The sequence below is a fragment of the Amycolatopsis tolypomycina genome, assembly GCF_900105945.1.
Classification (GTDB): domain Bacteria; phylum Actinomycetota; class Actinomycetes; order Mycobacteriales; family Pseudonocardiaceae; genus Amycolatopsis; species Amycolatopsis tolypomycina.
In genome coordinates, this window is record NZ_FNSO01000004.1 from 5,309,227 (window position 1) to 5,334,087 (window position 24,861).

Annotated in this window: 24 protein-coding genes; 15 read left to right on the top strand and 9 right to left on the bottom strand. The window is 71.6% G+C overall.

Translation table 11 applies throughout. The annotated features are described in order from the left end of the window. Positions 1-87 precede the first annotated feature (87 nt). Positions 88-627 (top strand): fibronectin type III domain-containing protein, encoded by a 540-nt coding sequence (locus BLW76_RS33820; RefSeq protein WP_091315175.1) that lies wholly within the window; start codon positions 88-90, stop codon positions 625-627. A 4-nt stretch (positions 628-631) separates the two neighbouring features. Here the strand turns inward: BLW76_RS33820 and uvrA are convergent, their stop codons facing one another. Beyond that, positions 632-3,493, bottom strand: a complete 2,862-nt coding sequence (gene uvrA / locus BLW76_RS33825; RefSeq protein WP_091315177.1) for an excinuclease ABC subunit UvrA — start codon at positions 3,491-3,493, stop codon at positions 632-634. Positions 3,494-3,570: 77 nt separating this feature from the next. Continuing rightward, entirely contained in the window at positions 3,571-4,776 is a 1,206-nt protein-coding gene (locus BLW76_RS33830; RefSeq protein ID WP_091315179.1) for an acyltransferase family protein, read from the bottom strand. 109 nt (positions 4,777-4,885) lie between these two features. Between BLW76_RS33830 and BLW76_RS33835 the strand changes: the two genes are divergently transcribed. The 3 genes from BLW76_RS33835 (at position 4,886) to BLW76_RS33845 (ending at position 7,473) form a co-directional block, all read left to right on the top strand. Then, positions 4,886-5,563, top strand: coding sequence for an MBL fold metallo-hydrolase (locus tag BLW76_RS33835; RefSeq protein ID WP_091320197.1), 678 nt, complete (start codon positions 4,886-4,888; stop codon positions 5,561-5,563). Between the two features lie 60 nt (positions 5,564-5,623). Continuing rightward, positions 5,624-6,886, top strand: a complete 1,263-nt coding sequence (locus tag BLW76_RS33840) for a hypothetical protein (protein WP_091315182.1) — start codon at positions 5,624-5,626, stop codon at positions 6,884-6,886. Between the two features lie 98 nt (positions 6,887-6,984). Further along, positions 6,985-7,473, top strand: a complete 489-nt coding sequence (locus BLW76_RS33845) for an AMIN-like domain-containing (lipo)protein (protein ID WP_091315184.1) — start codon at positions 6,985-6,987, stop codon at positions 7,471-7,473. 25 nt (positions 7,474-7,498) lie between these two features. On the opposite strand, the gene BLW76_RS33850 is transcribed toward BLW76_RS33845, so the two are convergent. The 4 genes from BLW76_RS33850 to BLW76_RS33860 form a co-directional block, all read right to left on the bottom strand. Then, the gene (locus BLW76_RS33850) at positions 7,499-8,281 is read right to left on the bottom strand and encodes a DUF1684 domain-containing protein (RefSeq protein WP_091315186.1); all 783 of its coding nucleotides are present in this window, start codon (positions 8,279-8,281) and stop codon (positions 7,499-7,501) included. A gap of 79 nt (positions 8,282-8,360) precedes the next feature. Next, a complete protein-coding gene (locus BLW76_RS33855) occupies positions 8,361-9,299 on the bottom strand; it encodes a hypothetical protein (protein WP_091315189.1) in 939 nt (312 codons plus the stop codon). 228 nt (positions 9,300-9,527) lie between these two features. Further along, the gene (locus tag BLW76_RS48065) at positions 9,528-9,776 is read right to left on the bottom strand and encodes a hypothetical protein (RefSeq protein ID WP_143060733.1); all 249 of its coding nucleotides are present in this window, start codon (positions 9,774-9,776) and stop codon (positions 9,528-9,530) included. A gap of 30 nt (positions 9,777-9,806) precedes the next feature. Then, positions 9,807-10,511: a Crp/Fnr family transcriptional regulator gene (locus tag BLW76_RS33860; RefSeq protein WP_091315191.1), complete on the bottom strand. Its 705-nt coding sequence runs from the start codon at positions 10,509-10,511 to the stop codon at positions 9,807-9,809. A 74-nt stretch (positions 10,512-10,585) separates the two neighbouring features. On the opposite strand from BLW76_RS33860, the gene rnhA reads away from it, so the two are divergent. The 5 genes from rnhA (at position 10,586) to BLW76_RS33880 (ending at position 15,932) form a co-directional block, all read left to right on the top strand. After that, the gene (rnhA, locus tag BLW76_RS33865; RefSeq protein WP_091315193.1) at positions 10,586-11,047 is read left to right on the top strand and encodes a ribonuclease HI; all 462 of its coding nucleotides are present in this window, start codon (positions 10,586-10,588) and stop codon (positions 11,045-11,047) included. 61 nt (positions 11,048-11,108) lie between these two features. Further along, positions 11,109-11,489 carry a YchJ family protein gene (locus BLW76_RS33870; protein ID WP_091320199.1) on the top strand — a complete coding sequence of 127 codons (381 nt, stop codon included), beginning with the start codon at positions 11,109-11,111 and terminating at the stop codon, positions 11,487-11,489. 31 nt (positions 11,490-11,520) lie between these two features. Next, positions 11,521-12,294 carry a hypothetical protein gene (locus tag BLW76_RS50090; protein ID WP_244170443.1) on the top strand — a complete coding sequence of 258 codons (774 nt, stop codon included), beginning with the start codon at positions 11,521-11,523 and terminating at the stop codon, positions 12,292-12,294. Between the two features lie 107 nt (positions 12,295-12,401). Next, positions 12,402-12,752, top strand: a complete 351-nt coding sequence (locus BLW76_RS50095; RefSeq protein WP_244170444.1) for a hypothetical protein — start codon at positions 12,402-12,404, stop codon at positions 12,750-12,752. A 114-nt stretch (positions 12,753-12,866) separates the two neighbouring features. Then, entirely contained in the window at positions 12,867-15,932 is a 3,066-nt protein-coding gene (locus BLW76_RS33880) for a glycosyl hydrolase 2 galactose-binding domain-containing protein (protein ID WP_208613447.1), read from the top strand. Between the two features lie 49 nt (positions 15,933-15,981). Here the strand turns inward: BLW76_RS33880 and BLW76_RS33885 are convergent, their stop codons facing one another. Continuing rightward, the gene (locus BLW76_RS33885; protein ID WP_091315195.1) at positions 15,982-17,367 is read right to left on the bottom strand and encodes a carboxylesterase/lipase family protein; all 1,386 of its coding nucleotides are present in this window, start codon (positions 17,365-17,367) and stop codon (positions 15,982-15,984) included. Between the two features lie 55 nt (positions 17,368-17,422). Between BLW76_RS33885 and BLW76_RS33890 the strand changes: the two genes are divergently transcribed. The 3 genes from BLW76_RS33890 to BLW76_RS33900 are packed head-to-tail and all read left to right on the top strand — an operon-like array spanning position 17,423 to position 20,444. Next, a complete protein-coding gene (locus BLW76_RS33890; RefSeq protein WP_091315197.1) occupies positions 17,423-17,830 on the top strand; it encodes a nuclear transport factor 2 family protein in 408 nt (135 codons plus the stop codon). Positions 17,831-17,863: 33 nt separating this feature from the next. Then, positions 17,864-19,747: a Na+/H+ antiporter gene (locus BLW76_RS33895; protein ID WP_244170445.1), complete on the top strand. Its 1,884-nt coding sequence runs from the start codon at positions 17,864-17,866 to the stop codon at positions 19,745-19,747. 10 nt (positions 19,748-19,757) lie between these two features. Then, a complete protein-coding gene (locus tag BLW76_RS33900) occupies positions 19,758-20,444 on the top strand; it encodes a histidine phosphatase family protein (protein ID WP_091315202.1) in 687 nt (228 codons plus the stop codon). Here the strand turns inward: BLW76_RS33900 and BLW76_RS33905 are convergent. Together BLW76_RS33905 and BLW76_RS33910 are read right to left on the bottom strand one after the other, a co-directional pair. Continuing rightward, positions 20,428-21,171, bottom strand: a complete 744-nt coding sequence (locus tag BLW76_RS33905; protein WP_091315205.1) for an ABC transporter permease — start codon at positions 21,169-21,171, stop codon at positions 20,428-20,430. The genes BLW76_RS33900 and BLW76_RS33905 overlap by 17 nt on opposite strands. Before the next feature lie 16 nt (positions 21,172-21,187). After that, a complete protein-coding gene (locus BLW76_RS33910; protein ID WP_091315207.1) occupies positions 21,188-21,652 on the bottom strand; it encodes an MmpS family transport accessory protein in 465 nt (154 codons plus the stop codon). Between the two features lie 166 nt (positions 21,653-21,818). On the opposite strand from BLW76_RS33910, the gene BLW76_RS33915 reads away from it, so the two are divergent. The 3 genes from BLW76_RS33915 to BLW76_RS33925 all read left to right on the top strand — a co-directional run bounded on the left by BLW76_RS33915 (position 21,819) and on the right by BLW76_RS33925 (position 24,818). Then, positions 21,819-22,658 carry a helix-turn-helix domain-containing protein gene (locus BLW76_RS33915; RefSeq protein WP_244170446.1) on the top strand — a complete coding sequence of 280 codons (840 nt, stop codon included), beginning with the start codon at positions 21,819-21,821 and terminating at the stop codon, positions 22,656-22,658. Positions 22,659-22,811: 153 nt separating this feature from the next. After that, positions 22,812-23,789, top strand: coding sequence for a LacI family DNA-binding transcriptional regulator (locus BLW76_RS33920; RefSeq protein ID WP_091315210.1), 978 nt, complete (start codon positions 22,812-22,814; stop codon positions 23,787-23,789). Between the two features lie 447 nt (positions 23,790-24,236). Further along, entirely contained in the window at positions 24,237-24,818 is a 582-nt protein-coding gene (locus BLW76_RS33925; RefSeq protein ID WP_091315212.1) for a MerR family transcriptional regulator, read from the top strand. Positions 24,819-24,861: the final 43 nt, after the last annotated feature.

Here is a 24,861-nt window from a genome sequence, read left to right on the forward strand (position 1 = left end):
TGATCGGCACGATCTTGTCGCCGTGCGGGCGGCTTCCTAAGCTGATCACGTCCGCACCGCCGCCTCCGCCCGTGCCGGGAGGCCGTCGTGCCCGTCAAACCCCTCGCCCTGGTGGCGCTGCTGGCCGCGGGCTGCTCCGCGGCTCCCCCGCCGTCGTTCACGGCGGCCCTGACCTCGCCCACCGACGTGGCGCTCAGCTGGCCGGACGACGGCAACGGGCACCGCGTCGAGTACGCCAACGATCCGGCGGGCCCGTGGACGACGCTGCGGTTCCTGGCCCCGCACGTGACGACCTACCACCACCCGGACCTGATCCCGGAGACGCCGTTCCACTACCGGGTGCGGCCGTTCACCGGTCCGGTCTCGACGGAGCTGCACGTGGTGGCCGCGGGTGACACGGTGACGTTCACCTGGCCCGACCGCACGCCGGACGAAGCCGGGTTCCTGCTGGAGATCCGGCGGCCGGGCGCGCCGGACTACGACCCGGTCGAGGTCACCGAGCCGAACGCGACGAGCTGCGCGCTCTCCCTGCTGCCCGGTGAGGCGGGGTCGGCCTTCCGGCTCCGGACGCTGTACTACGGCCCGCTCTCCCCGGTGGTCCACCAGACCACCGGGAAGGAGCGGTAGCCGCTCACTCGGCCGTGAGGACCGTCTTCAGGAACTGGCCGGTGTAGCTCTCCTCGATGCCCGCCACGTGCTCCGGCGTGCCCTCGGCGACCACCGTGCCGCCGCCCGAGCCGCCCTCGGGACCCATGTCGATGATCCAGTCGGAGGTCTTGATCACGTCGAGGTTGTGCTCGATCACGATCACCGAGTTGCCCTTGTCTACCAGGCCGTTGATGACGCCGATCAGCTTGTTGATGTCCTCGAAGTGCAGGCCCGTGGTCGGCTCGTCGAGGATGTACACCGTCTTGCCGGTCGAGCGCTTCTGCAGCTCGCTGGCCAGCTTGACGCGCTGCGCCTCGCCGCCGGACAGCGTCGGCGCGGGCTGGCCGAGCCGGACGTAGCCGAGGCCGACGTCCACCAGCGTCTGCAGGTGGCGGTGGATGGCCTTGATCGGCTCGAAGAACTCCGCGGCCTCCTCGATGGGCATGTCGAGCACGTCCGAGACGGTCTTGCCCTTGTAGTGCACCTCGAGGGTCTCCCGGTTGTACCGGGCGCCCTTGCAGACCTCGCACGGGACGTAGACGTCCGGCAGGAAGTTCATCTCGATCTTGATCGTGCCGTCGCCGGCGCAGGCCTCGCAGCGGCCGCCCTTGACGTTGAACGAGAACCGGCCCTGCTGGTAGCCGCGGACCTTCGCCTCGGTGGTCGCGGCGAACAGCTTGCGGACGTGGTCCCAGACGCCGGTGTAGGTGGCCGGGTTGGACCGCGGGGTGCGGCCGATCGGCGACTGGTCGACGCGCACCAGCTTGTCGACGTTGTTCAGGCCGTTGACCCGGGTGTGGCGGCCCGGCACCTGGCGGGCGCCGTTGAGCTTGTTGGCCAGCACCGTCGCGAGGATGTCGTTGACCAGCGTCGACTTGCCCGAGCCGGACACGCCGGTGACCGAGACGAGGCAGCCGAGCGGGAACGAGACGTCGAGGCCGCGCAGGTTGTGCTCGCGCGCGCCGACGACGGTCAGCTGCCGCTTCTTGTCGACCGGCCGCCGGATGGCCGGCACCTCGATCTTGCGGCGGCCGGACAGGTACTGCCCGGTCAGCGACTCCTTGCTCTTGAGCAGCTTCTTGTACGGTCCACTGTGGACGATGTGACCGCCGTGCTCGCCGGCACCCGGGCCGATGTCGACCACCCAGTCGCTGGAGCGGATGGTGTCCTCGTCGTGCTCCACGACGATCAGCGTGTTGCCGAGGTTGCGCAGCCGGGTCAGCGTCTCGATCAGGCGGTGGTTGTCGCGCTGGTGCAGGCCGATCGACGGCTCGTCGAGCACGTACAGCACGCCCACCAGGCCCGAGCCGATCTGCGTGGCGAGCCGGATCCGCTGCGCTTCACCACCCGAAAGAGTGGCGGACGCGCGGTCGAGCGAGAGGTACGTGAGGCCGACGTCGAGCAGGAAGCGCAGCCGGGCCTGGATCTCCTTGAGCACCGCGCCGGCGATCATCGCCTCGCGCTGCCCCAGCTCCAGCTCGTCGAGGAACTGCGACGCCTCCGCGATGGACAGCGCGCAGACCTCGGCGATGGACATGTCGCCGCGGGTCTTGTGGGCCAGCGTGACGGCGAGGATCTCCGGCTTGAGCCGGGTGCCCTGGCAGGCCGGGCACGGCACCTCGCGCATGTAGCCCTCGTACCGCTCGCGCATGTACTCGGACTCGGTCTGCTCCTGGCGCCGCTCGAGGAACGGGATGACGCCCTCGAAGTTCGCGTAGTACGAGCGCTGGCGGCCGTAGCGGTTCTTGTAGCGGACGTGGACCTGCTCGTCGACGCCGTGCAGCACGGCCTTCTGGGCGCGCGCGGGCAGCCGCCGCCACGGGGTGTCCATCCGGAAGCCGATGGTCTCCGACAGCGACTCGAGCAGCCGGACGAAGTAGTCCGCGCTCTGGCCGCCCGCCCACGGCGCGATGGCCCCCTCGGCCAGCGACAGCTCGTCGTCCGGCACCACCAGCTCCGGGTCGACCTCCTTGCGGATGCCGATGCCGGTGCACTCCGGGCAGGCGCCGTAGGGCGAGTTGAAGGAGAACGAGCGGGGCTCGAGGTCCTCGATGGCCAGCGGGTGGCCGTTGGGGCAGGCCAGGTTCTCGGAGAAGCCGCGGATGCGGTGCGGGTCGTTGTCCGGCAGGTCGACGAACTCGAGCTCGATCAGGCCGTCGGCCAGCCGCAGCGCCGTCTCGACCGAGTCGGTGAGCCGCTGCCGGGAGGCCGCCTTCACCGTGAGCCGGTCGATGACCACGCCGATCTGGTGCTTCTCCTGCTTCTTCAGCTTCGGCGGGTCGGTGAGCGCGTGGACCGTGCCGTCGACGACCACGCGCGCGTAGCCCTGCTGCTGCAGGTTCTCGAACAGGTCGACGTACTCGCCCTTGCGCCCGCGGACCACGGGGGCGAGCACCTGGAACCGGGTGCCCTCCTCCATCGCGAGCACCTGGTCGACGATCTGCTGCGGGGTCTGCTTGCTGATCGCCTCGCCGCACTTGGGGCAGTGCGCCTTGCCGGCGCGGGCGTAGAGCAGGCGCAGGTAGTCGTAGACCTCGGTGATCGTGCCCACGGTGGAGCGCGGGTTGCGCGAGGTCGACTTCTGGTCGATCGACACCGCGGGCGAGAGGCCCTCGATGAAGTCGACGTCCGGCTTGTCCATCTGCCCGAGGAACTGCCGGGCGTACGCCGAGAGCGACTCGACGTAGCGGCGCTGCCCTTCGGCGAAGATGGTGTCGAAGGCGAGGCTCGACTTCCCGGACCCGGACAGGCCGGTGAACACGATCAGGCTGTCGCGGGGCAGGTCGAGATCCACGCCGCGGAGGTTGTGCTCGCGGGCACCGCGAACAACGAGGCGATCAGCCACGCCAGGGTCCTCTCAATGTCTTCTTCAGCTGCGGTCGCTCACCCGGTTTTCAGCTACACGGGTGGCCGCGATCCATGCTACGAGCCACCACCGACAAAAACGGGTTCCGCGTCCTTGACCTGCGGTTCTTCGGGCTTCCGGCGTCTGGTGAGCCACCGGTGGGCCGGGCGTTCGACCCCCGCGGTGACCGCCCAGCCGGCCAGCACGGCGGCGCCGGCGACCGCGGGGAGCCGCAGCCAGCCGGGGAGACCGGCGTCGAGCAGGGCGCGGGCCAGGACGTAACCCAGTTCCTGGTGCACCAGATAAAGACCATACGAGATGCCCGCGAGCCAGGTGACGGCCGGGGCGATCCGCGCCAGCCCGGGGAACCGCCAGTCGGGGCCGCGCGCGGCCAGGCAGACCAGGAGCAGGAGCACGCCGAACCCGATCGTGGACGGCCAGCGCTCGGCGTCCTGCGGCAGCGCGACGTGGAACGGGAAGACCTGCAGGTCCTGCGCGGCGACGGCGGCGGCCACGAAGAGCGCGGCGTGCCAGGTGCGGATCCGGCGTTGCGCCCACAGCCAGATCGCGACGCCGACGGCGAAGACGTGCATCCGGTGCAGGCCGAGGCCGTAGTAGAACGTCTCGGCGACCGGGCCCGCCGTTCCGGGCGGGAAGACGAGGAACCGCAGGGCGAGCGGGACGAGGATCAGCGTCCACAGCAGGGCGACGGTCAGCCGGTGCGTGCGCCACGACCGCGGCCACAGCAGGGCGGCGCCGGTGAAGGCCAGCAGCTGCACCGGCAGCGTCCAGTAGGAGCCGTCCAGGTAGTAGAAGGCCTCCCAGCGGATGCCCCACTCCTGCACCATGCCGAGGTTGGCGACCAGGTCCAGCCAGGTCGGGATGTACCACGGCGAGGGGTTCGCCGGCGGGCCCGGCGGCACGCCGAACAGGAACCCGGTGACGCCGGGCGGGTAGGGCAGGCCGCTGAAGGAGATGGCCGCCCACCGCGTGATGACGTAGGTCACCACGACGGCGACGAAGTACGCGGGCACCAGGCGCGCGACGCGGTTCCACAGCCACCGGCCGGGGTTGCCCTTGCGGAGGCTCGCGCACACGAAGAAGGCGGAGATGACCAGCAGAATCGCGGCCCCGAACTGCGCCGTCACCCGCACGGGGTACCCCGTGAGCTCGGGATGCAGCAGCGCACCCTGGTGGGTGACGTGCCCGAGGACGACGGCGAAAACGGCGACGACCCGGAGAAGGTCCCAGCTGATCCGGCGCGGCGTCGGGGAGGTGGGCACGATCGTCCTGAGGTCGGCTGGGCTGGGGTCGCGCTGAGCCTACGTGTCTCCGCGGGCGCGCGCTTGTGCGGGTGGAACCGGTTGGAGCGAAACGACTACCGTGTGCACGGTGAACATCGTGGACACCTACACCGGGCACGTCGAGCCGGGCGGCGACGCCACCCGCCGCACCCTGGACGCGCTGACGATCACCAAGCTGTCCGTCGGCCCGATGGACAACAACGCGTACCTCCTGGTGTGCCGAGCGTCGAACGAGGCCCTCCTCATCGACGCGGCGAACGACCCCGAGCGCATCTCCGACCTGATCGGCCACGGCCCGGACCGGCCGGCGCTGAAGACGGTCGTGACGACCCACCAGCACCAGGACCACTGGCAGGCCCTGGGCGCGGTGGCGGGAGCGAACGGAGCGAACACGGCGGCCCATCCCTTGGACGCCCCGCCGCTGCCGGTGCCGCCGGACTTCCTGGTCGAGCACGGCGACACGCTGACGGTGGGCGAGGTCACGCTGACGGTGATCCACCTGCGCGGCCACACACCCGGGTCGATCGCGCTGCTGTACCGCGACCCGGCCGGTCACCCGCACCTGTTCACCGGCGACTCGCTGTTCCCGGGCGGGGTCGGGAAGACGGCGTCGCCGTCGGATTTCACGTCGCTGCTGGACGACGTGTCTTCTCGGATTTTCGACGAGCTGCCGGACGAGACGTGGTTCTACCCGGGTCATGGGGACGACTCGACGCTGGGCGCTGAGCGTCCGAAGCTGGCGGAGTGGCGCGAGCGCGGCTGGTGAGCGACCGGGTGGGCTGCCTTCGCGCAGCCCACCGTCTCCGCGGGCCAAGGAGGGGCGAGGGTGGATCTCGAAGGGGCCTTCAAGGTCATCGACACCCCGGTGCACCTGCCGGGGCGGAGTGACGATGCCCTGATCCGTCAGCTGCAGCAGCAAAAGGCGTTCAGCGCGCCCGGCAAGACCTTGCGCCCCACGGCCGGCTTGGCGGACGGCATCGCCCTCCGGCCGCTCGAAGCACTGCACTGGCTGTCCTATGTGACGCGGCCGCGCTACCAGGACGACGTGCTCGACGTGTACATGCGGTGGGGTCTGCTGCGCTATCTGGGCTTCTTCGCGCACGACTACACCCACTCCCGGCTCCCCCGCCTCACGCTGAGCGAAGCCGGCCGCCGCATATCCGGGAACCAGCGCCGCGTGACTTCGGAAGAGATGGGAATCGCCTTCGGGACCGCCCTGGCCAAGCGCTGGTTCGAAACGACCAGCGCGGCCGACCTGCGGACCGTGGTCGACATCGATGTGGCACTGGATGCGCGTTACGTGTTCGGGCCGAGCTCGGCGGTCCAGCACATCGGTGTCCAGCGTCCCGACTACCTCCTGGTCGGCGCCGATCCGGATGACAGCACCCGCTACCTGGTGCGGGTGCTCGAATGCAAGGGGACGAAGAACGCCGGCCACGCCGTACCCCAGCTGGCCAGGGCTGTGGGCCAGCTCGACGGTGTCACGGTCGGTGGGCGGGTGCCCCACGGCCTGGCGACCACGGTGATCACCGCCGAGAACAACACCTCCTACCTGGCCGTCGACCCGGACGACGAGGAAGAACCCGCCTACGAGGTGACGGCCGAGACGATCGACCGTGTCCGGAACTTTCGGTTCGAGGCCGACCGGGCCGACGCCTCGGCGGTCGAGATCGCCAGTGCGTCCGTGCGGGCGTCCTGGGCGATGCTCGCCGACTTCGGCAGCAACCTCGGCGCCCTGCAGCAGTGGGCACCGGAAGTGATGGAACGCCGGATCGTCCGGCGGCCGCGGGAGCGGCTGACCTTTCCGGCCCCGGTCGAAGAGGCGCGGGGCACCAGTTTCACCTTCGGCTTCGACCGCGAACAGCTCACCGTCAGCTACGGCATCGCCCGGTCGGTCGACGACGCGCTGACGGAGCGGTCCGCCGGGGCGATCATGGAGGCGCAGCGCGCCTTCGCCGCGCGCCTGCGTGCGTCGCCCACACCGGATGAAGCAGATTCGCGCACGGTCTACTCGGCGACCGCCGACGGATCGATCTTCTCGCTGACTCTCGAACGACGCGGCCGCGACACATTCGGAGCAGCCGGATAACGCTTGAGCCTCACCAGGCAACTTTCCGGACGAACCGGGCGTCCCCCGCAAACCCAGCGCTGGGACTTCCACCGGTTCGCTCCGCCAGGAGGCCCACCATGTCCAGACCGAAGAGACGCGTGCTCGCCGCCGTCGTGTTGTTGCTTGGCGGCGGGTTGCTCGCCGCCGCGGGGCCGGCTCAGGCTGCCGATCCTGTCACTCCCACCATGACCAACATCCGGACCGGGCTCAACAGCGGGTTCGACCGGGTGGTGCTCGATCTGAGCTCGGGGCCCGCGCCGACCGTCCGCCACCAGCTCGTCGACGAGCTTTTCGCGGACGCCAGCGGGGAAGTCGTGTGGCTCACCGGGGAATACTTCATCGAGGTCTTCGCCAGCCCGGCCGCCGCGCACGATGCCGATGGGAATCCGACCTTTCCCGGGCCGCGGAAGTTCCGGACGTGGAACCTGCGCAACGTCATGGCCGTCGCCGTCACCGGGGACTTCGAAGGGCAGCTGACCATCGGGCTCGGGGTGCGGTCGCGGACCGCGGTGAAGGTCTTCACCCTCACCGCGCCCAACCGCGTCGTCATCGACGTCGCCCACTGAGCCCACCGCATGGCGGGCGGGGAAGTCACCCGCGCTCGTACGGGATCTTCTCCCCCGCCTCGACGGCGAACGGCAGGTGGTTGCCCGCCGGCGGCAGCGGGCACGTCGCGAAGTCGGTGAACGCGCACGGCAGGTTCACCGCGCGGTTGAAGTCCAGCGTCACCGAGCCGTCCGGTAAAGGCGCCCCGACCGGCAGCGACCGGTTGGCCGCGTACGTCGTCACGCCGCTCGTCTCGTCGGTGAACAGGATGCTGAAGCCGCCGTCCTTGCCGTTGAACGCCGTCAGCGTGTGTGCCACGCCGTCGCGGGAGAAGTGGACCAGGCCCGGCGCCGTGTAGACGTGGCTCAGGCCTTCCACCACCGCGCCGACCGTGGTCGGCCGGGGCGAATCGAACGGCTCGAACCGCCCGGACAGCACCCACGACGGCGACGGCTCGTACGCCGGGACCCCGCGGAACTCGCGCAGCACCTCGGCCTTCGGGTCGTGGACCCGGATCAGGTACCCCGACCGGCGGGCCACCTCGATCTCGACGTCGCCGGCCAGCACCCGCGTGCCCGCGCCGCTGTTGACCAGCTCGAACCGCCGGACGCCGGTGATCGGCTCGCCCTCGTGCGACAGCGACGCGCCGGCCGGGTCGACATACGCGGCGTCCGCATCCTGCCACCAGCGGCCGGGGATGCCCGGGTACTCCCGCGGCGCGTCCGTCAGCCAGTCCAGCGACACCAGCGCCAGCCAGCCGTGCGGCTCGGCCAGGTCGGTCTCGCGCCGGGCCTTCCAGTCCTGCCACTCCTGGGTGAACGTGCTCATCGCGGGCCCCTTCCCGTCGGCTACGACAGTGCCAACCCGGGGTCCGCGCCGCTATTCCGCGTCCCAGCATCCGGACGGCTCAGCCCGCCGCCGGGTCGAACGACCACTGCAGCCCGTAGCTCAGGCCCTGGTGCAGGTCGTGGAACTCGAGGCCGACCTCACCCACCCGGTTGACGGTCAGCGCGTCGCCCGAGTCGATGCCGTCGTCGATCACCCTGGCCGGCACGCCGTTGAGCCGCCACACCCGCCGCGGCGGCGCGGCACGGTCGAAGCGCACCCGCACGGAGAACTCCTCGCAGCGGCGCAGCGGCGTCAGCACGTAGTACGGCCGCAGTCGCGTGCGCCGCGGCGTGAGCCGGATGCCGTACTCGTGGCGCTGGCCGAGCCGCAGCGGGCTCGGCAGCCGCATGATGAACTGGGCGTGGCTCGCCGAAACCTGGCGGGCTTCGACGATTTCGCCGCCGAACAACGCGTCCGCGGTGAGGTCCGGCACCGGGTCGCTGCCCGGTTCGGCCGGCACGCTGAACGGCAGCACCAGCTCGTCGAGCTCGTCGACCTCCGCGACGATCCGCCGCTCCTCCTGCAGCTCCGGCGGGTCGCGGTCCAGCCGGAGCATCGCCTTCATCGACTCGACGTACCAGCCGGCCAGCGGGTGCAGGTCGCGGCGGGGCGCGGGCGCGCCGAGCAGCTCGTCGAGCCGGCGGAACGCCAGGTCGATCCGGCGGCGGGCGGTGCGCGGGTCGCGGTCGAGGACGCTGGCCAGCCAGGAGATCCGCCGGTCGAGGAACTCCCCCGCCGCCTCCTCGTGCAGGCCGAACGCCGCCAGCGCGGCCAGCTTCAGGTCCGGCGGCAGCCGCCCGCACAGCTCGGTCAGGCGCAGCACGAGCTTCTGGCGCGCGGCGGCGGGCTGGTCGGTCTCGGTGATCGCGCACGCCGCCCGCAGGCAGGGGCCGATCCGCTGGTGCAGGTCGGCCGCGTCGAGACCGCGGCCGCGGCGCAGTTCGTTCAGCTCGCGCACGAACGGTGAGGTGTGCTCCTCCGTTTTGCCACCCCCTCGTTTCGCGGCGCAAGATTTTCCCACGTTACCAGTTTCCGTTCTCCGCGAGCTGACAAATGACGGACATCGGTATTCGGGAATGCCCGGCCGGTCGACCCCCCGCGAGCCGGCCGGCCGGGTCTCACCGCGGGTCAGGCGGCCCCGAAGATCAGGGCCCAGATCGAGTGGCTCTCCATCAGACACACCTCCTCATCGCTGCAACCAGGCCGAGGCGGAGAGCGGCGCGGAGCCGTGGAACGTCGGCGCGGCCGGTTCCGCCGCGCTTCCGGCGGCCACCGCGAAACCCGCGACGGCGCCGACCACGAACGCGGCGAAGACCGATTTCACCAGGGTCAGAATCTTGCAGTAGACGTTCACGACAAGGGCTCCCCGACCTCGCTCGGAAATGACGTCCGGCCGGATGGCATCGCATTCTTTCCGGCCGGGTTCCAGGATCACCCGGGCGGGCGTGACGTCACATGTCCGCTGTCACGGGCCTTGTGTGCCGTTTGGCTCAGAGTGGGCGAAGGCGCTCAGCACGCGGAGCTCGCGGATGAGGAAGCGGCGCCGGCCGGTCTCGACGATCCCGCGTTCCCGCAGCAGGCGCAGCGCCCGGGCGACGGTACGCCGGGCGGCGCCGATCTGCGCGGCGACGTCCTCCTGCGACAGGGCGTCGACGACGACGCCCTCCGGCACGGTCCGGCCGCGCTCCTCGGCCAGCCGGACCAGTACCGCCGCGACCCGGCGGCTGACGTCGTAGGCGGCCGCGTCGAGCCGGGCGGACTCGGCGTTGCGGAGCCGGGCCGCGACCGTCTTGATCGTCGCGACGGCGATCGCCGGCCGGGCGTGCAGGACGTCGACGAACTCGGCGCCGGTGAGCTGGAAAACGGTGCAGGGTTCGATCGCGCGCACCGACGCCGACCGCGGCCGCCCGGTGACCGCCGCGAGATCGCCGAGCACCTCGCCGGGGCCGCGCAGCCCGAAGAGCACCTCGCGGCCGTCTTCCACGATCTTGGAGACGCGCACCCAGCCGGAGACGAGCACGTGGACGTGGTCCGACGGGTCGCCCTCCATGAGCACGACGTCGTTCGCCCGGAACCGGCGGCGGGTGCCGCGGGCGAGCAGGTACTCGCGATCGGCGTCGGCGAGGTAAGTGAGGAGCGCGTCCTCACCGGTTTCGTCGTGCCCGCCCATGGCTCCCCTCCGGAGACTCACCGTAACCCGGCGTGGCCGCCTTCGGCGAGGGGCGCGACCGGTAGGGTCGCCGCGTGGACGTGGAGATCTACACCGACGGCGCGTGCAGCGGGAACCCCGGACCGGGCGGCTGGGGCGCGGTGCTGCGCTACGGCAGGCACGAGCGCGAGCTGTACGGCGGCGAGGCCACGCCGACGACGAACAACCGCATGGAGCTCACGGCGCCGATCCGGGCGCTGGAGAGCCTGACCCGGCCGTCGCAGGTCCGCGTCTACACGGACAGCACGTACGTCCGCAACGGCATCACGCAGTGGCTGCCGCGCTGGAAGAGCAACGGCTGGCAGACGGCGGCGCGCGCCCCGGTGAAGAACGCGGACCTCTGGCAGCGCCTGGACGCGGCCATCGGCGGCCACCAGGTCGAGTGGCTGTGGGTGAAGGGCCACGCGGGACACCCGGAGAACGAGCGAGCCGACCGGCTCGCGGTGCGGGGTGCCCAGGAGGCGCGGGAGACCGGGAAGCCGGTCAACGCCGGCTAGTCCCGTGTGGACGGTCACGGCGCCGTCGGCCGGCCGGCGGCCGCCGTGGCAGAATTCCCCGGTGCCTCCCGCTCCGTGCCCGTGCGGCCTCGCCGAGTCCTACGCAGCCTGCTGCGGCCGGTTCCACGACGGCGGGCTCACCGCGCCGACCGCCGAACTGCTGATGCGCTCGCGCTTCAGCGCCTTCGCCGTCGGCGACACCGGGTACCTGCTGCGCACCTGGCACCCGGACACCCGCCCGCGGCACCTCGCGCTCGACCCCGGCCAGGAGTGGACGCGGCTGGAGATCCTCGGCCGCACCGGGGGCGGGCTGCTGCACGCCGAGGGCACCGTCGAGTTCCGGGCGCACTACCGCCACCGCGGGCGGGACGGCTTCCTCGAGGAGAACAGCCGCTTCCGGCGTGACGACGGCCACTGGGTCTACCTCGACGCGCAGGCCTGAACCCGCCCGCGTCGTGCTAAACAGTGCGGCGATGGGAAAACTGACGCGCCGCGCCCGGGCGAAGGCGGACTACTTCGGCTTCATCGGCGCCCGGGAGTGGCCGCTCGCCGCCTCCGGGCTCGGGGTGCTGCTCGGCGTCGTCACCATCCTGCCGAGCGCCGTCGGCGTGGTGCTCTCGGTCGTCGCGCTCGGCCTCGGCGTCGCCACCTTCACCCGGGACGTCCGGCTGCTGCGCCGCCGGTGGGCCGGGTTCGAGTTCACCACCATCGCCGCCCCCTTCCCCACCGCGGAGCTGCCGCCGCCGTCCGCCTACCCGGAGGCGGCCTACCTGGCCGTGCCCGCACGCGGAACCGCGCTGGTCAGCGCCGCGATCGACCGCGCCCTGCAGGAAGAACGGCACACCGTCGACGTCGCCGAGGAGCCCTACCGGCTGCCGCCGTCGCTCAAGGCGACCGCGCCGCACGTCCTCCCGTTGCGCGCCCGCGGCCGGCTGCTGTTCAACGGCCCGGTCGTCGGCATGCGCGGCGACCCGCTGCCCGCCGCCGGCGCGCGGCCCGCGCCGATCCGGCTGCACCGGGCCCGGTTCTTCGACGCCGTCTGCTCGAACGAGCTCGGCACGCTCCGCATCACGCGCACCGAAACCGGCGAAGAGTACGACCTGCGCACGGCCGAGCTGACCGACTCCGCCGGCGCGCTGCGCGAGCTGAGCAGCAGCGAGCTGGCCGACCACGTCGGCGTCTCCACGGTCGCGTTCACCACGGACGGCAAGCTCGTCACGGTCCGGCAGTCCCCGCTCAACGCCTGAGCGGGCTGCTGCTGGCGCCGTCGGGCAGCGGCTCGCTCGAGCCCCGCGACCTGCGCACGCCGGACGGTGGCACCCGCCGGTTCCTGCACACCGCGGTCCGCGCCGGGATGGACCGCGAACTGTGCGAGGAGAGCGGCCTCACCCCCGCGGACGTCCGCAGGACGAAGGTGGTCGGCTTCGCGCGCTGGATGGAACGCGGCGCCAAGCCCGAGTTCTTCGGGCTGACCGAGCTGGCGGTCGACAGCGCCGAGGTCGCCCGGCGCCGCCCGGTCAGCGGCGAACGGCTCTACAGCGCGGGCCTGACGCTCTTCGACGTCGACCTCCCCGCGATCGGCGCCGCGCTGGCCGGCGGTGTCCCGCTCAGCGAGGCACTGCCGCACCGGCTTTGGGAGGACGGTTCCCTGCCACTCCTGCTGGCCCTGCGGGCCGCCGCGGCCTGGCAGGCCGCCCGCGCCTGACGAATCACCCTGTTCCCGGCGTGACCGGGCCGCTACGATCGTCCGCAATTGTTAGGAAAGTTCCCTAACGATAGGCCTGTCCCCCGCCGCCGTGGGTGCCTAGGAGGCGCGCTAGTGAGCTATCGGCAGAGAAGAACCCGGACCCTCCTCGCGGCGGCCGCGCTGGCCGTCGCGGCGACCGGGGCGACCGTCCCGGCCGCGACCGGACAGGAACCGGCGAGCGTGGTGGCCGCGGCCGCGGCGACCGCCGTGCCCGGCTTCCTGATCCAGACGTCGGCGCAGGTCAGCGACGACTCCGCGGTCTCCAAACCCGGCTTCAACACCGCCGGCTGGTACCCGGTCGGCCCGCGCTCGACCGTCTACGCCGGCCTGCTGGCCAACGGCAAGTACGCCGACCCGTTCTACTCGACGAACATGAAGAACGTGCCGGTCGCGGACTTCCAGGTCCCCTGGTGGTACCGCACCGACCTCACCGTCGCCGACACGTCCCAGCGCACCTACCTCGACTTCAGCGGCGTGCTGTCCAAGGCCGACGTCTGGGTCAACGGCACGCGCGTCGCCGACAAGACGCAGGTCAACGGCGCCTACACCCGCCACGACCTCGACATCACCGCGCTGGTGAAGGCCGGCACGAACAGCGTCGCGTTCAAGGTCTACCCGAACGACCCGAACAAGGACCTGTCGATGGGCTGGATCGACTGGGCGCAGACCCCGCCGGACCAGAACATGGGCATCGTGCGGGACGTCCTCGTCCGGCGCAGCGGCCCGGTGGCACTGCGCGGCGGCCACGTCGTCACGAAGCTGACCGGGACCGGCCACGCCGACCTGACGGTGAAGGCCGACGTCCGCAACGACAGCGCCGCCGCGGTGACGGCGACGGTGGCGGGCACGGTCGCCGGGCGCGCGATCAGCCAGACGGTTTCGCTGGCGGCGAAGGAGAAGAAGACCGTCACCTTCGGAGTGATCGGGATCGACAACCCGCAGCTGTGGTGGCCGGCCGGGATGGGCGGGCAGCCGCTGCACGCCCTCGACCTGACCGCGAGCGTCGGCGGGACGGTGTCGGACTCCTCGCACTCGACCTTCGGCATCCGCCAGGTGACGGCGAACAAGAACGCGAGCGGCGGCCGGGCGTACACGATCAACGGGCGGCCGCTGCTGATCAAGGGCGGCGGCTACTCGCCGGACCTGTTCCTGCGCTGGAACGAGCAGTACGCGGCGGACAAGCTCGCCTACGTCAAGGACCTCGGGCTCAACACCGTGCGCCTGGAAGGCCACATCGAGCCGGACGAGTTCTTCGACCTCGCCGACCGGATGGGCGTGCTGACGCTGCCCGGCTGGGAGTGCTGCGACAAGTGGGAGGGCCAGGTCAACGGCAGCGAGAAGGGCGACCCCTGGACCGCCGCCGACTACCCCATCGCCAAGGCGTCGATGACGGCCGAGGCCGAGCGGCTGCGCGACCACCCGAGCGTCATCTCGTTCCTCATCGGCAGCGACTTCGCCCCGGACGCGACGATCGAGAAGAACTACCTCGACGCGCTGAGCGCCGCGGACTGGCCGACGCCGGTGGTGCCGGCCGCGTCGGCGAAGTCGTCGCCGCAGCTGGGGTCGTCCGGGATGAAGATGAACGGGCCGTACGACTGGATCCCGCCGGTGTACTGGTACGACAAGGCGCACTCCGACGGCGGCGGCGCGTGGAGCTTCAACTCCGAAACCAGCGCCGGGCCGGACATCCCGACGATGGATACGCTCAAGCGGATGATGTCGGCGGGCGAGCTGGACACGATGTGGAAGAACCCGGCGGCCCCGCAGTACCACCGGTCCTCGTCGTCGACGTTCGGCAACCTGAAGCTGTTCGGCGACGCGCTGACCGGCCGCTACGGCAAGCCGTCGAGCCTCGACGACTTCGTCCGGAAAGCGCAGCTGGCGCAGTACGAGAACGTCCGCGCCGAGTTCGAGTCGCACTCGCGCAACTTCAGCGACGGCTCGAACCCGGCGACCGGGATCATCTACTGGATGCTCAACAGCGGCTGGACGTCGCTGCACTGGCAGCTGTTCGACGCCTACCTCGACCAGAACGGCTCGTACTTCGGGGCCAAGAAGGCGAACGAGCCGCTGCACATCCAGTACTCGTACGACACGAAGTCGGTCGTGGTGGTCAACCACAACCACGACGCGGCGTCGGGCCTCACCGCCCGCGTGCAGCTGTTCAACCTGGACGGCACCGCGAAGTTCGACCAGTCCAAGACCGTTTCGGTGGGCGGTGACGGCGCGAAGACGACGGCGCTGACCATCGGCTCGGTGAGCGGGCTGTCGACGACGTACCTGGCGAAGCTGGTGCTCAGCGATGCGGCGGGCAAGGAGGTCAGCCGGAACGTGTACTGGCTGTCCACCAAGGCCGACACCCTGGACTGGGCCAACAGCGACTGGTACTACACGCCGACGACGTCGTACGCGGACCTTTCGGGGCTGAACTCGCTGGCTCCGGTGACGCTCGGGTCTTCGGCGACCTCGACGGCGAACGGCGACGGCACCACGACGACCAAGGTGACGCTGTCGAACCCGGCGTCCGGCAAGGTGCCGGCGTTCTTCGTCGACGCGCACGTGGTCGGCGCGGCGGGCGCGCCGGTGCTGCCGGTCCGGTGGACCGACAACCAGGTCACCCTCTGGCCCGGCGAGTCCACGACGCTGACGGCGACGTACCGGACGGCGGATCTGAAGGGCGCCAAGCCTTCGGTGCGGGTCGCGGGCTGGAACACCGGGACGAAGACGATCCCGGCGGACGGCTCGGTCGACCCGGGCACCCCGGCCGACCACCAGGCCGAGGACGCGGCGATCACCAACGGCGTCGCGGAGTCGAACCACCTCGGCTACACCGGAAGCGGGTTCGTCAACTACGACAACGCGACCGGCAGCGCGGTGGAGTTCACGGTGAACGCGGCCGCGGCGGGCCCGGCGAACGTGGTCCTGCGGTTCGCGAACGGCACGACGACGAACCGCCCGATGGACATCTCGGTGAACGGCACGAAGGTGGCATCCGGGGTGGCGTTCGGCGGCACGGGCAACTGGGACACGTGGCAGACGGTCACGGTGCCGGTGACGCTGACCGCCGGGACGAACAAGATCAAGGCGACCGCGACGACCGCCAACGGCGGCCCGAACGTCGACAAGATCACCGTCTAGCTCCCGACCGAGGGGGCGCCACTTTCACGTGAAAGTGGCGCCCCCTCGGTCACTCCCACAGCAGGCGCTGCTCCCGGTCGGGGTCGGAAACCGTCGTGGAGACGTCGTCGAACAGGTGCGTGACGCGGTCGGCGCTCGTGTAGCGCGGCCACCCGGGGTCGCCCGTCGTGGTGAACCGGACCCACGCCTCGAACATCTCCGTCGCCACCGCCTGCATCCGCTCGGCCGGGAACGGGCGGCCGGCGAACAGGAACCGCCAGTTGCGGTTGCGGATGTCGTCGAACATCAACGGCAGGTCGAGCCCGTGCGCGGCGCCGAGCCCCTTGCCGCGCGGGGCGATCCGCCAGTCGAGGCGGTACATCCAGGCGTTCGGCTGTTTTTCGGCGAACCGGATCGCCGGGATCCACCAGTCCGCCGCCGTCAGCGCGCGGTTGCGGCCCTGGTCTTCGGGCCAGCCGAGTACGTCGTTATACGCGGCGACGGCCTTCTCGACCTGCTCGGGGGACAGCATCGTCGAGCCGACGCCCAGCAGCTTCGCGCCACCCGACTGCAGCCAGCTGAACAGGTCCTCCTCGTCGGCCGTCGTCCCGATGAGCAGCGGGACCTCGCGCACGCCGTCGAGCGGCCGGTGCGGGAGCAGCTCGTCGCCGACCACCACGCGGTAGGTGACCTTGGTGCCCGAGAGCGCCGAAACCCGTTGCTGCGCCTCGAGGATCCGCGTCACGGGCAGCGTCGCCAGCTCGCCCGGCGACGCGTCCAGTTCGGCGAGGACCGCTTCGGCCACGGCCGCGCCTTCGGCCGGGGTGTGCACGACCGAGCCGACGCCGGTGCCGCTCTGCACGATCGCCCGGTGGACGAGCCCGCGGGTGGCGGGCACGGCCAGCAGCGTCCCGACGGTGCGCCCGCCGTTGGACTGCCCGGCCAGCGTGACGCGGCCGGGATCACCGCCGAAGGCACCGACGTTGTCCCGCACCCACTCGAGGGCGGCGACCTGGTCGCGCAGGGACAGGTTCGAGTCGGCGACGCCGGGCAGGTGCAGCATCCCGAGCACGCCGAGCCGGTAGGCGATGGTCACGACGACCACGCCCCGCCGCGCGTACGCGGACGCGTCGAACTGGTGCGGCGCGCCGAGCACACCGCCGCCACCGTGGATCCACACCAGCACGGGGTACGAGCCGGGTTGCGCGGGCGCGTAGACGTTGAGGGCGAGACAGTCTTCGTCACCGGTGAAGCCACGCCCGGTCAGCTCGGGCTGCGGCGCGCGGGGCGCCCACTTCGTCGCGTCGCGAACGCCCGGCCACGGCGACACCGGATGCGGGGCGCGGAAGCGCAGCTCGCCCACCGGGGGCGCGGCGTAGGGCACGCCGAGGAAGGTCCGGACCCCGTTCGCTTCGGACCCGCGCAGGGCGCCGGCCGTGATCTCCACCGTCGTCACGCCGCCAGCCTACGAACTTGCCCTGGAGCGCGCTCCAGGGTGTTGGCTACGACCCATGAGCGCAGCGGACAACAAGCAGCTCCTCGAAACGGCCTTCGCCGCCTGGGCGACCGGCGACATCCGGCCGCTGCTCGCCGCCATGGCCGACGACGTGACCTGGACGGTCAGCGGGCACAACAGCTGGTCCGGCAGCTTCCGCGGCAAGGACTCGGTCCGCCGCGACCTGCTCGGGCCGCTCGGCGCGCAGTTCGACGGCACCTACACCAGCACGGCGAGCCGGTTCGTCGCCGAGGACGACGTCGTCGTGGTCGAGACGCAGGGCAGCGTCGCCACGAAGACCGGGCAGCGCTACGACAACAAGTACTGCTTCGTCTTCCGCGTCGAAGAGGGCCGGATCCGCGAGATCACCGAGTACATGGACACCCAGCTGGTCGCCGAAGTGCTGTCCGAGCTGGCCAGGTGACACCCGCGCCAGGCGGCGGGTAATGATTACCCCGTGCACATAGCGGCAGAGATAGTGGCGCTGGTCGTGACCGTCCTCGTCGTCAGCGCGCTCGCGCGGCGGCTGGACTGGTCCGCCCCGCTGTGCCTGATCGTCGTCGGCGTCGCCGCGTCCTACGTCCCCGGTGTGCCCGAGTACCAGCTCGATCCCGAGGTCGTGCTGCTCGGCCTGCTGCCCCCGCTGCTGTACTCCGCGGCCATCCAGACGTCGCTCGTCGACTTCCGGAAGAACCGGGGCGCGATCGGGCTGATGTCGGTCGGGCTCGTGGTCTTCACCGCGCTCGGCGTCGGCGTGGTCGCCTGGGCGGTGATCCCCGGGCTGCCGCTGGCCGGCGGCATCGCGCTCGGCGCGGTCGTCGCGCCGCCGGACGCGGTCGCCGCCAGCGTCGTCGCCCGGCGGGTCGGGATGCCGCGGAAGCTGATCCGGCTGCTGGAGGGCGAGAGCCTCTTCAACGACGCCGCCGCGCTGGTCGCCCTCCGCACGGCCATCGCCGCGCTGGCCGGGTCGGTCAGCCTGTGGCAGGTCGGCGCCGACTTCTTCCGCGCGGCCATCGGCGGGGCCGTCGTCGGGCTGGTCGTCGGGTTCGCGGCCGCGTTCGTCCGCGCCCGGATGACCGAGCCGGTGCTCGACACCGCGCTGTCGTTCGCCGTGCCCTTCATCGCCTACATCCCGGCCGAGGCGATCCACGGCTCCGGCGTGCTCGCGGTCGTCATCGCCGGGCTCATCCTGGGGCACAAGGCGCCGCAGATCCTGTCCGGCTCCACCCGGCTGGCGTCCCGGCTCAACTGGCAGACCATCCAGTTCCTGCTGGAGAACATGGTCTTCCTGCTGATCGGCCTGCAGCTGCGGCGGATCCTCGCCGAGGTCGGCGAGAGCGGGCTGTCGCTGCTGACGCTGACCTGGATCTGCGTCGCCGTGCTCGCCGCGACCATCCTCACCCGGATCCTGTGGATGGGCGGGATCGGCACCGTGAAGCGCGTGAAACGGCGCCTCCTGCCCGGCAAGGTCAAGGCCAAGATCTGGCCGTGGCGCTACTCGGCGGTGATCTCCTGGGCCGGCATGCGCGGGGTGGTGACGCTCGCGGCCGCGTTCGTGCTGCCCGCCGACACCCCGCAGCGGGCGGTGCTGGTGCTCGCCGCGTTCGTCGTCGTGGCCGGCACCCTGGCCGTGCAGGGCATGACGCTGCCGCCGCTGATCCGGCGGCTGCGCCTGCCGCGGCCGGACCCGGCGGAGGACGCGCTGCAGGAGGCGGCCGTCCTGCACGACATGACCCGCGCCGCGCTGGCCAAGCTGGAGGAGATCCGGCAGCCCGACGACCCGCCCGAGATCATCCAGCGCCTGCGCGACCGCCTGCAGCACCGCGCCGACTCGGCGTGGGAGCAGCTCGGCAGGCAGAGCGCGCTGGCCGAGACCCCGAGCGACGCCTACCGCCGGCTGCGGCTGGCGCTCCTCGAGGTCGAGCGCGACCAGTTCCTCAAGGCCCGCGACAGCGGCAGCGCCGACGACGACGTCCTGCGCCGGGTCCTGGAACGCCTCGACATCGAGGAGTCCATGCTCGACCGCGACGAGGCCGAGCCCGACGTCGAGGGCCGCGAACTGCGCACCCCGGCCGCGACGGCCGGGTCGTGCAAGCACCTGTCCCACGAGTGGGTGGACAAGGAACCCAGCTCGGCCGACAGCTGCGCCGCCTGCCTCGCCGAGGGCACCACGTGGGTGCACCTGCGGATGTGCCTGAAGTGCGGCAACGTCGCCTGCTGCGACTCCTCGCCGCGGCGCCACGCGACGCAGCACTTCCACGAATCCCGCCATCCGGTCATGCGCAGCTACGAGCCGGGCGAGACGTGGCGATGGTGTTTCGTGGACAAGCAACTCGGCTAATGTCGAAGCCATGAGCACGCCCGAGCAGGAGATCGAGTACCGCCAATACCGCTTCAGCCCGCCCCCGGGTGCGACGGAGATCTTCCTGGTCCGGCACGGCGAGTCCGCTCCCGCCCGCGGCGACGCGCCCTTCGACCTCGTCGACGGCCAGGCCGACCCGGACCTCGCGCCGGAGGGCCGCGACCACGCCCAGCGCGTCGGCGTCCGGCTCGCCGGGGAGCGGATCGACGCGATCTACGTGACGACGCTGCGCCGCACGGTCCAGACGGCGGCACCACTGGCGGAGAAGCTCGGGCTGACCCCGGTCGTCGAGCCCGACCTGCGCGAGATCCACCTCGGCGAGTGGGAAAACGGCCTGTTCCGGAAGTACACGACCGACGGCCACCCGATCGTCGACCGGCTGTGGGCCGAGCAGCGCTGGGACGTCATCCCGGGCGCGGAGTCCGACGAGCGGTTCGGGGCCCGGCTGCGCGGCGCGCTGACGCGGATCGCGGCGGCGCACCCCGACCAGCGGGTCGCGGTGTTCACCCACGGCGGCGTGATCGGCGAGGTGTTCGCCCAGGCCAGCCGCGCGGTCGAGCGGTTCGCGTTCCTCGGCGCCGACAACGGGTCGATCTCGCACCTCGTGCTGCACGGCGACAACTGGATCGTGCGGCGCTACAACGACACCGCCCACCTGGCTAATCCGCTCGGCTGAGCTTCCCGGCCGCGACGAGCTGCACGGTCACCAGGATCGAGACGGCTTCCGCGGCCAGCAGCCCGATCAGCACGAGCACCTGCGTCAGCCCGGCCTGGATCGGGCCCGCGCCGCCCAGCAGGACGCCGACGTACGCGCCCGGGAGCGTCACCAGGCCGACCGTGCGGGTCTGGTCGAGCGCCGGGATCAGCGCGTGCCCGGCGCTCGGGCGGCAGATCTCGAGGGCGGCCGGCCGCGGCAGGAAACCGAGGGCGAGCGCGGCTTCGTACTCGCCGTACCGGGACTTCAGCTCGTCGAGGGCGCGGCGCGCGGCCTGCGACGTCGCGGTCATGGCGCCGCCGATCACGATGCCGGCGATCGGCACGACCGCGATCGGCTCCGGCGGGACGACCCGGGCGCCGAGGACGAGGGCGAGCACGGGCGCGACCCCGGCGGCGATGGCCAGCGCCGTCCACGGGAGGTTCTTGCGGGTGCCGACGCGCCGCGCCGACGTCACCGCGGCGATTGCGAACATCAGCAGCACGAAGAGGCCCGTGAGCGGCGCCGAGCGCAGGACGGCGGTGATCACCAGCGACACGACGGCGAGCTGGGCGACCGCGCGGACGGCGGCGACCAGTACCGCGCGGCCGTCACCGAGGCCGCCGGCCCTGACGACGGCCGCGCCGGCGACGGCGAGCAGGACGAGGACGCCCACCAGGGCGGGCCCGAAGGTGATCGCGGCGTTCACACGCCGATCCTGCCGCTCAGACGGCGCAGCTGAAGAGGCGCCCCGGCTCGCTTTCGGTCTTCTCGGCCACGACGACGCCGTCGACGACGATCCGGCAGCGGAGCGCGCCAGGACCGGGGTTGCGGGCGGCGATGCTGTAGAACTCGGTGCGGCCCTCGGGGCCGACCCGGGTGAACTGCGCGGACCACGGCGTCGCGACCTCGGCCTGCTGGGTCAGCGCCGAGCCCGCGGCGGCGTAGGTGACGTTGCGGGCACCGTGCGCGCCGAGCAGTTCGTAGACGACGCTGTGGCTCACGCTGCGGACAGCGACGGGGGCGACGGGAGCGGCGGCGGGCGCGTCCTTGACGGGGCCGCGCGCGGACCGGGGCACGACGTAGGAGGTCACCGCGAAGGCCGCGGCGAGCACCCCGAGGACGACGACGAAACTGCCGGCCGACCGAGCCCGCCCGGCGCAGTCGCGCGTCGCGGTGGGAACGCTCATGGAGAGGTCTTCTCTCGTCGCGCGCACTTCCGTCGAGTGCGTCGATGTATATCTCGCCGTGACCTGACTGCGTGTTAGCAGCTCTGCGCAGGAAGTTCGACATTCACCCGGACGGGTGGCCGCGGATCGGCCCGTTTTTGTCGGTGGGCCGGGGGATGATCGGGGTGTGTACGAGGAGAAGGCACCACCCCGGCGGCTGCGCGGCGTGGCGCGGTGCGTGTGGCGATCGGCTTCGGAGGGCCCGAAGCGGATCGTCCCCGACGGCTGCGTGGACCTGGTCCGCGGTGGTGGTGCGGTGTTCGTGGCCGGGCCGGACACGGCGGCGTGGTCGTCGGTGACCAGGCCGGGCGAGGTGCTGAGCGGCGTGCGGCTCGTCCCGGGTCTCGCGGCCACGGTCCTGGGCGTGGCGGCGGACGAGGTGCGGGATCGGCGGGTGCCGCTGGAGGAACTGTGGGGCAGGTGCTGGGCGGAGCGGTTGGCGGAGGGGTCGCTGGCGGGGGCGCTGGCGGAGCGGCTGGCGGAGGCGGCACCGCCGGACGCGGCGGATGCGGCGGTGGCGGAGCTGATCGCACGGCTGGATGAGGGGGTGGCGCGGGTCGGCAATGCGGCGGCGGGGTTGATTCGGGCCGGGGTCGGCGAAGCTGGGGCCGGTGGGGCTGGATTCGGCGGAGCCACGTCGGGCGGCGCCCCATCCGGCCGAGCCACCTCCATCGAAGCCGCGTCCCTCGGAACCAGCCCGGCAGACCTCTTCGCGGCCCGGGCCGAAGACCCACCCTTGCGGGCCGCGGTGGGTGAGCGGCGGTTGCGGCGGCGGTTCGTCCAAGCCGTCGGGTACGGGCCGGCAACCTACCTTCGGGTCAGCCGGTTCCAGCGGGCCGTCGCCCTCTCTTCCCGGGCGCCGAACCTTGCCGCGCTGGCCGTTGCCGCGGGGTATTCCGATCAAGCTCACCTTAGCCGGGAGTGCCGGGCGCTGACCGGGCTCACGCCGCGGGCCTACTTCCGGTGATCCTCCACTGTGGACGTTGCGCTGGGTGATCGACTCCGTTCGGCGTAACCCCTGCGGACAACCGGAAGTGGCTGTTCACCCAAAAAGGTAAGCGGACGGTAAACCACTACCAGGAGCGCTATCCTCCCCTCGACGAGTGATCAGGGAGGGCGTGTGGCCACCATCAGCGACGTCGCGGCGAGAGCCGGGGTCTCCACGGCGACCGTGTCGCGCGCGCTCAACGGCAAGTCCACTGTGGACCCGGCGCTGGCCGCTCGGGTGCAGGAGGCCGCCGCCGAGCTGGGGTACCACCCGAACGGGTTGGCGCGGAACCTCCGCCGTCAGGAAACCGCCGTCCTCGCGCTGATCATCTCCGACGTCGAAAACCCGTTCTTCACGGCCATCGCGCGGGGCGTCGAGGACCTCGCGCAGCGGTCCGGGTACTCGGTGGTGCTCTGCAACTCCGACGAAAACGAGGACAAGGAGCGGCGCTACATCGAGGTCGCGCTGCAGGAGCGGGTCGCCGGCGTGGTGCTGTCGCCCACCGGCCGGTCGACGAACGTCGAGGGCCTGCGCCGCCAGGGCACGCCGCTGGTGGCGGTCGACCGGCCACTGCAGGCGGCGGAAGGCGACCAGGTGCTGGTCGACACGCGGCACGCGGCCGCCGAAGCGACGCGGCACCTGCTCGACGGCGGCTACCGGCGCGTCGGCTGCCTCACCGGCCCCGAAAAGGTCCGCACGGCCGAAGACCGCCTGGCGGGCTACGCCGACGTCGTCGGCGAGGACAACGTCCTGTTCCGGCGGTCGGAGTACCGCGCCGAGGGCGCCCGGCTGGCCGCGTTGGAGCTGCTCGACGAGCCGTCGCCGCCGGACGCGCTGCTCGTCGCGAACAGCACGATGGCGATCGGGGTGCTGGAGGCCCTGTCCGCCCGCGGCCTGCGCCCCGGCCGCGACGTGGGCATCGTTTCGTTCGACGACGCACCGTGGACGACGTTGATCGACCCGCCCCTGACGGTGGTCGCCCAGCCGGCGTACGAGGTCGGCCGGGTGGCGGCGCAGCTCTTGCTGGCCCGCATCACGGACAGCAGCCGCGACACGACCACGACGACGCTCGAAGCCCGGTTGATCGTGCGGAAGAGCTCCCGCCGCTGACACCCAGAGGGCCTGTCGCCGGTGTCATGAACGACTCTTTCATGACGTCGGACGTCGTGAACGACCCTTTCATGACGTTCGAACCCGCTGACACCGAGACGGCGAGCGACGTGCCCAGGGGCCGGCTCGTGCCGGGCCCCCAGGCACGTCCCACCCCCTGTGTCCCCCAGCACCGGCGCCGGAACGCCGGGGACCCGTGAGCACGGAGCGGAAATCGTTTACTCATCCCGGAACCTAGGTTGCCCACCCCGCAGTGTCAAGCCGAGCACCCGAGCCGGGCGCGGGCTGGACAAGCTCGCCCGTTCCAGGGAAACTGACCGGAAGTTGCCTACTCAACGTGTTGGATGATGTGCCCTGAGTGTCGATCTCTGGTGAATTCACCCACAGACAGGGCAAGAAAGCGCACGAACCCGCACATCCGCGCTGTTTCGGGTTAACCTGAGGCACATGTCTGTAGCGCTGGAGAACATCCTCGCCAAGGCGGGCCTGAAGGTCGACGCGAATGAGTTCCTCACTCTCGTCGAAGACGCCGCACGCAGACTGTCCCCACCGAATCCGGATCCCTCGCACTACTTCTCCGCCGATCAGCGGGCCGCGCTCACCGACGTCGGCCTGGACCTGTCGCCGCGCAAAGAAGGCGAACCCGACTTCAGGGCTCGCACCGTCGCCGCCCATGCCGTGCTCGCCGAAGGCGCGCTCAGCGTCAACGAAGCGGCCAAGGCCCTCGGGGTCGACGACAGCCGGATCCGGCATCGCCTCAAGGAAGGGCGGCTCACCGGCTGGAAGGACGGCGGGTGGCGGCTCCCCGCCTGGCAGTTCGCCGGCTCGGGGGTGCTGCCCGGCCTCGAAGTCGTCCTCAAAGCCCTGCCCGACGACCAGCCCGCGCTCGTCGTCGCCGCCTTCATGAGCACTCCGCAGGCCGATCTCGTCATCAACGACCAGCCCGCGACCCCGCGCCAATGGCTCCTCTCCGGTGGTGACCCGGACCACGTCGCCCGCCTCATCGCCACGCTCGGCACTCCGCTCTAGGCTGGACCCTCCCGAGCAAGATCACCGACAAGGACGGACCATC

Bases quoted from the DNA above. Each gene is read 5' to 3' on its own strand.
- BLW76_RS33845 (WP_091315184.1), top strand. From the start codon at position 6,985: ATGTCCAGACCGAAGAGACGCGTGCTCGCCGCCGTCGTGTTGTTGCTT.
- BLW76_RS33850 (WP_091315186.1), bottom strand. From the start codon at position 8,281: ATGAGCACGTTCACCCAGGAGTGGCAGGACTGGAAGGCCCGGCGCGAG.
- BLW76_RS33860 (WP_091315191.1), bottom strand. From the start codon at position 10,511: ATGGGCGGGCACGACGAAACCGGTGAGGACGCGCTCCTCACTTACCTC.
- BLW76_RS50090 (WP_244170443.1), top strand. From the start codon at position 11,521: ATGGGAAAACTGACGCGCCGCGCCCGGGCGAAGGCGGACTACTTCGGC.
- BLW76_RS50095 (WP_244170444.1), top strand. From the start codon at position 12,402: ATGGACCGCGAACTGTGCGAGGAGAGCGGCCTCACCCCCGCGGACGTC.
- BLW76_RS33890 (WP_091315197.1), top strand. From the start codon at position 17,423: ATGAGCGCAGCGGACAACAAGCAGCTCCTCGAAACGGCCTTCGCCGCC.
- BLW76_RS33900 (WP_091315202.1), top strand. From the start codon at position 19,758: ATGAGCACGCCCGAGCAGGAGATCGAGTACCGCCAATACCGCTTCAGC.
- BLW76_RS33910 (WP_091315207.1), bottom strand. From the start codon at position 21,652: ATGAGCGTTCCCACCGCGACGCGCGACTGCGCCGGGCGGGCTCGGTCG.
- BLW76_RS33925 (WP_091315212.1), top strand. From the start codon at position 24,237: ATGTCTGTAGCGCTGGAGAACATCCTCGCCAAGGCGGGCCTGAAGGTC.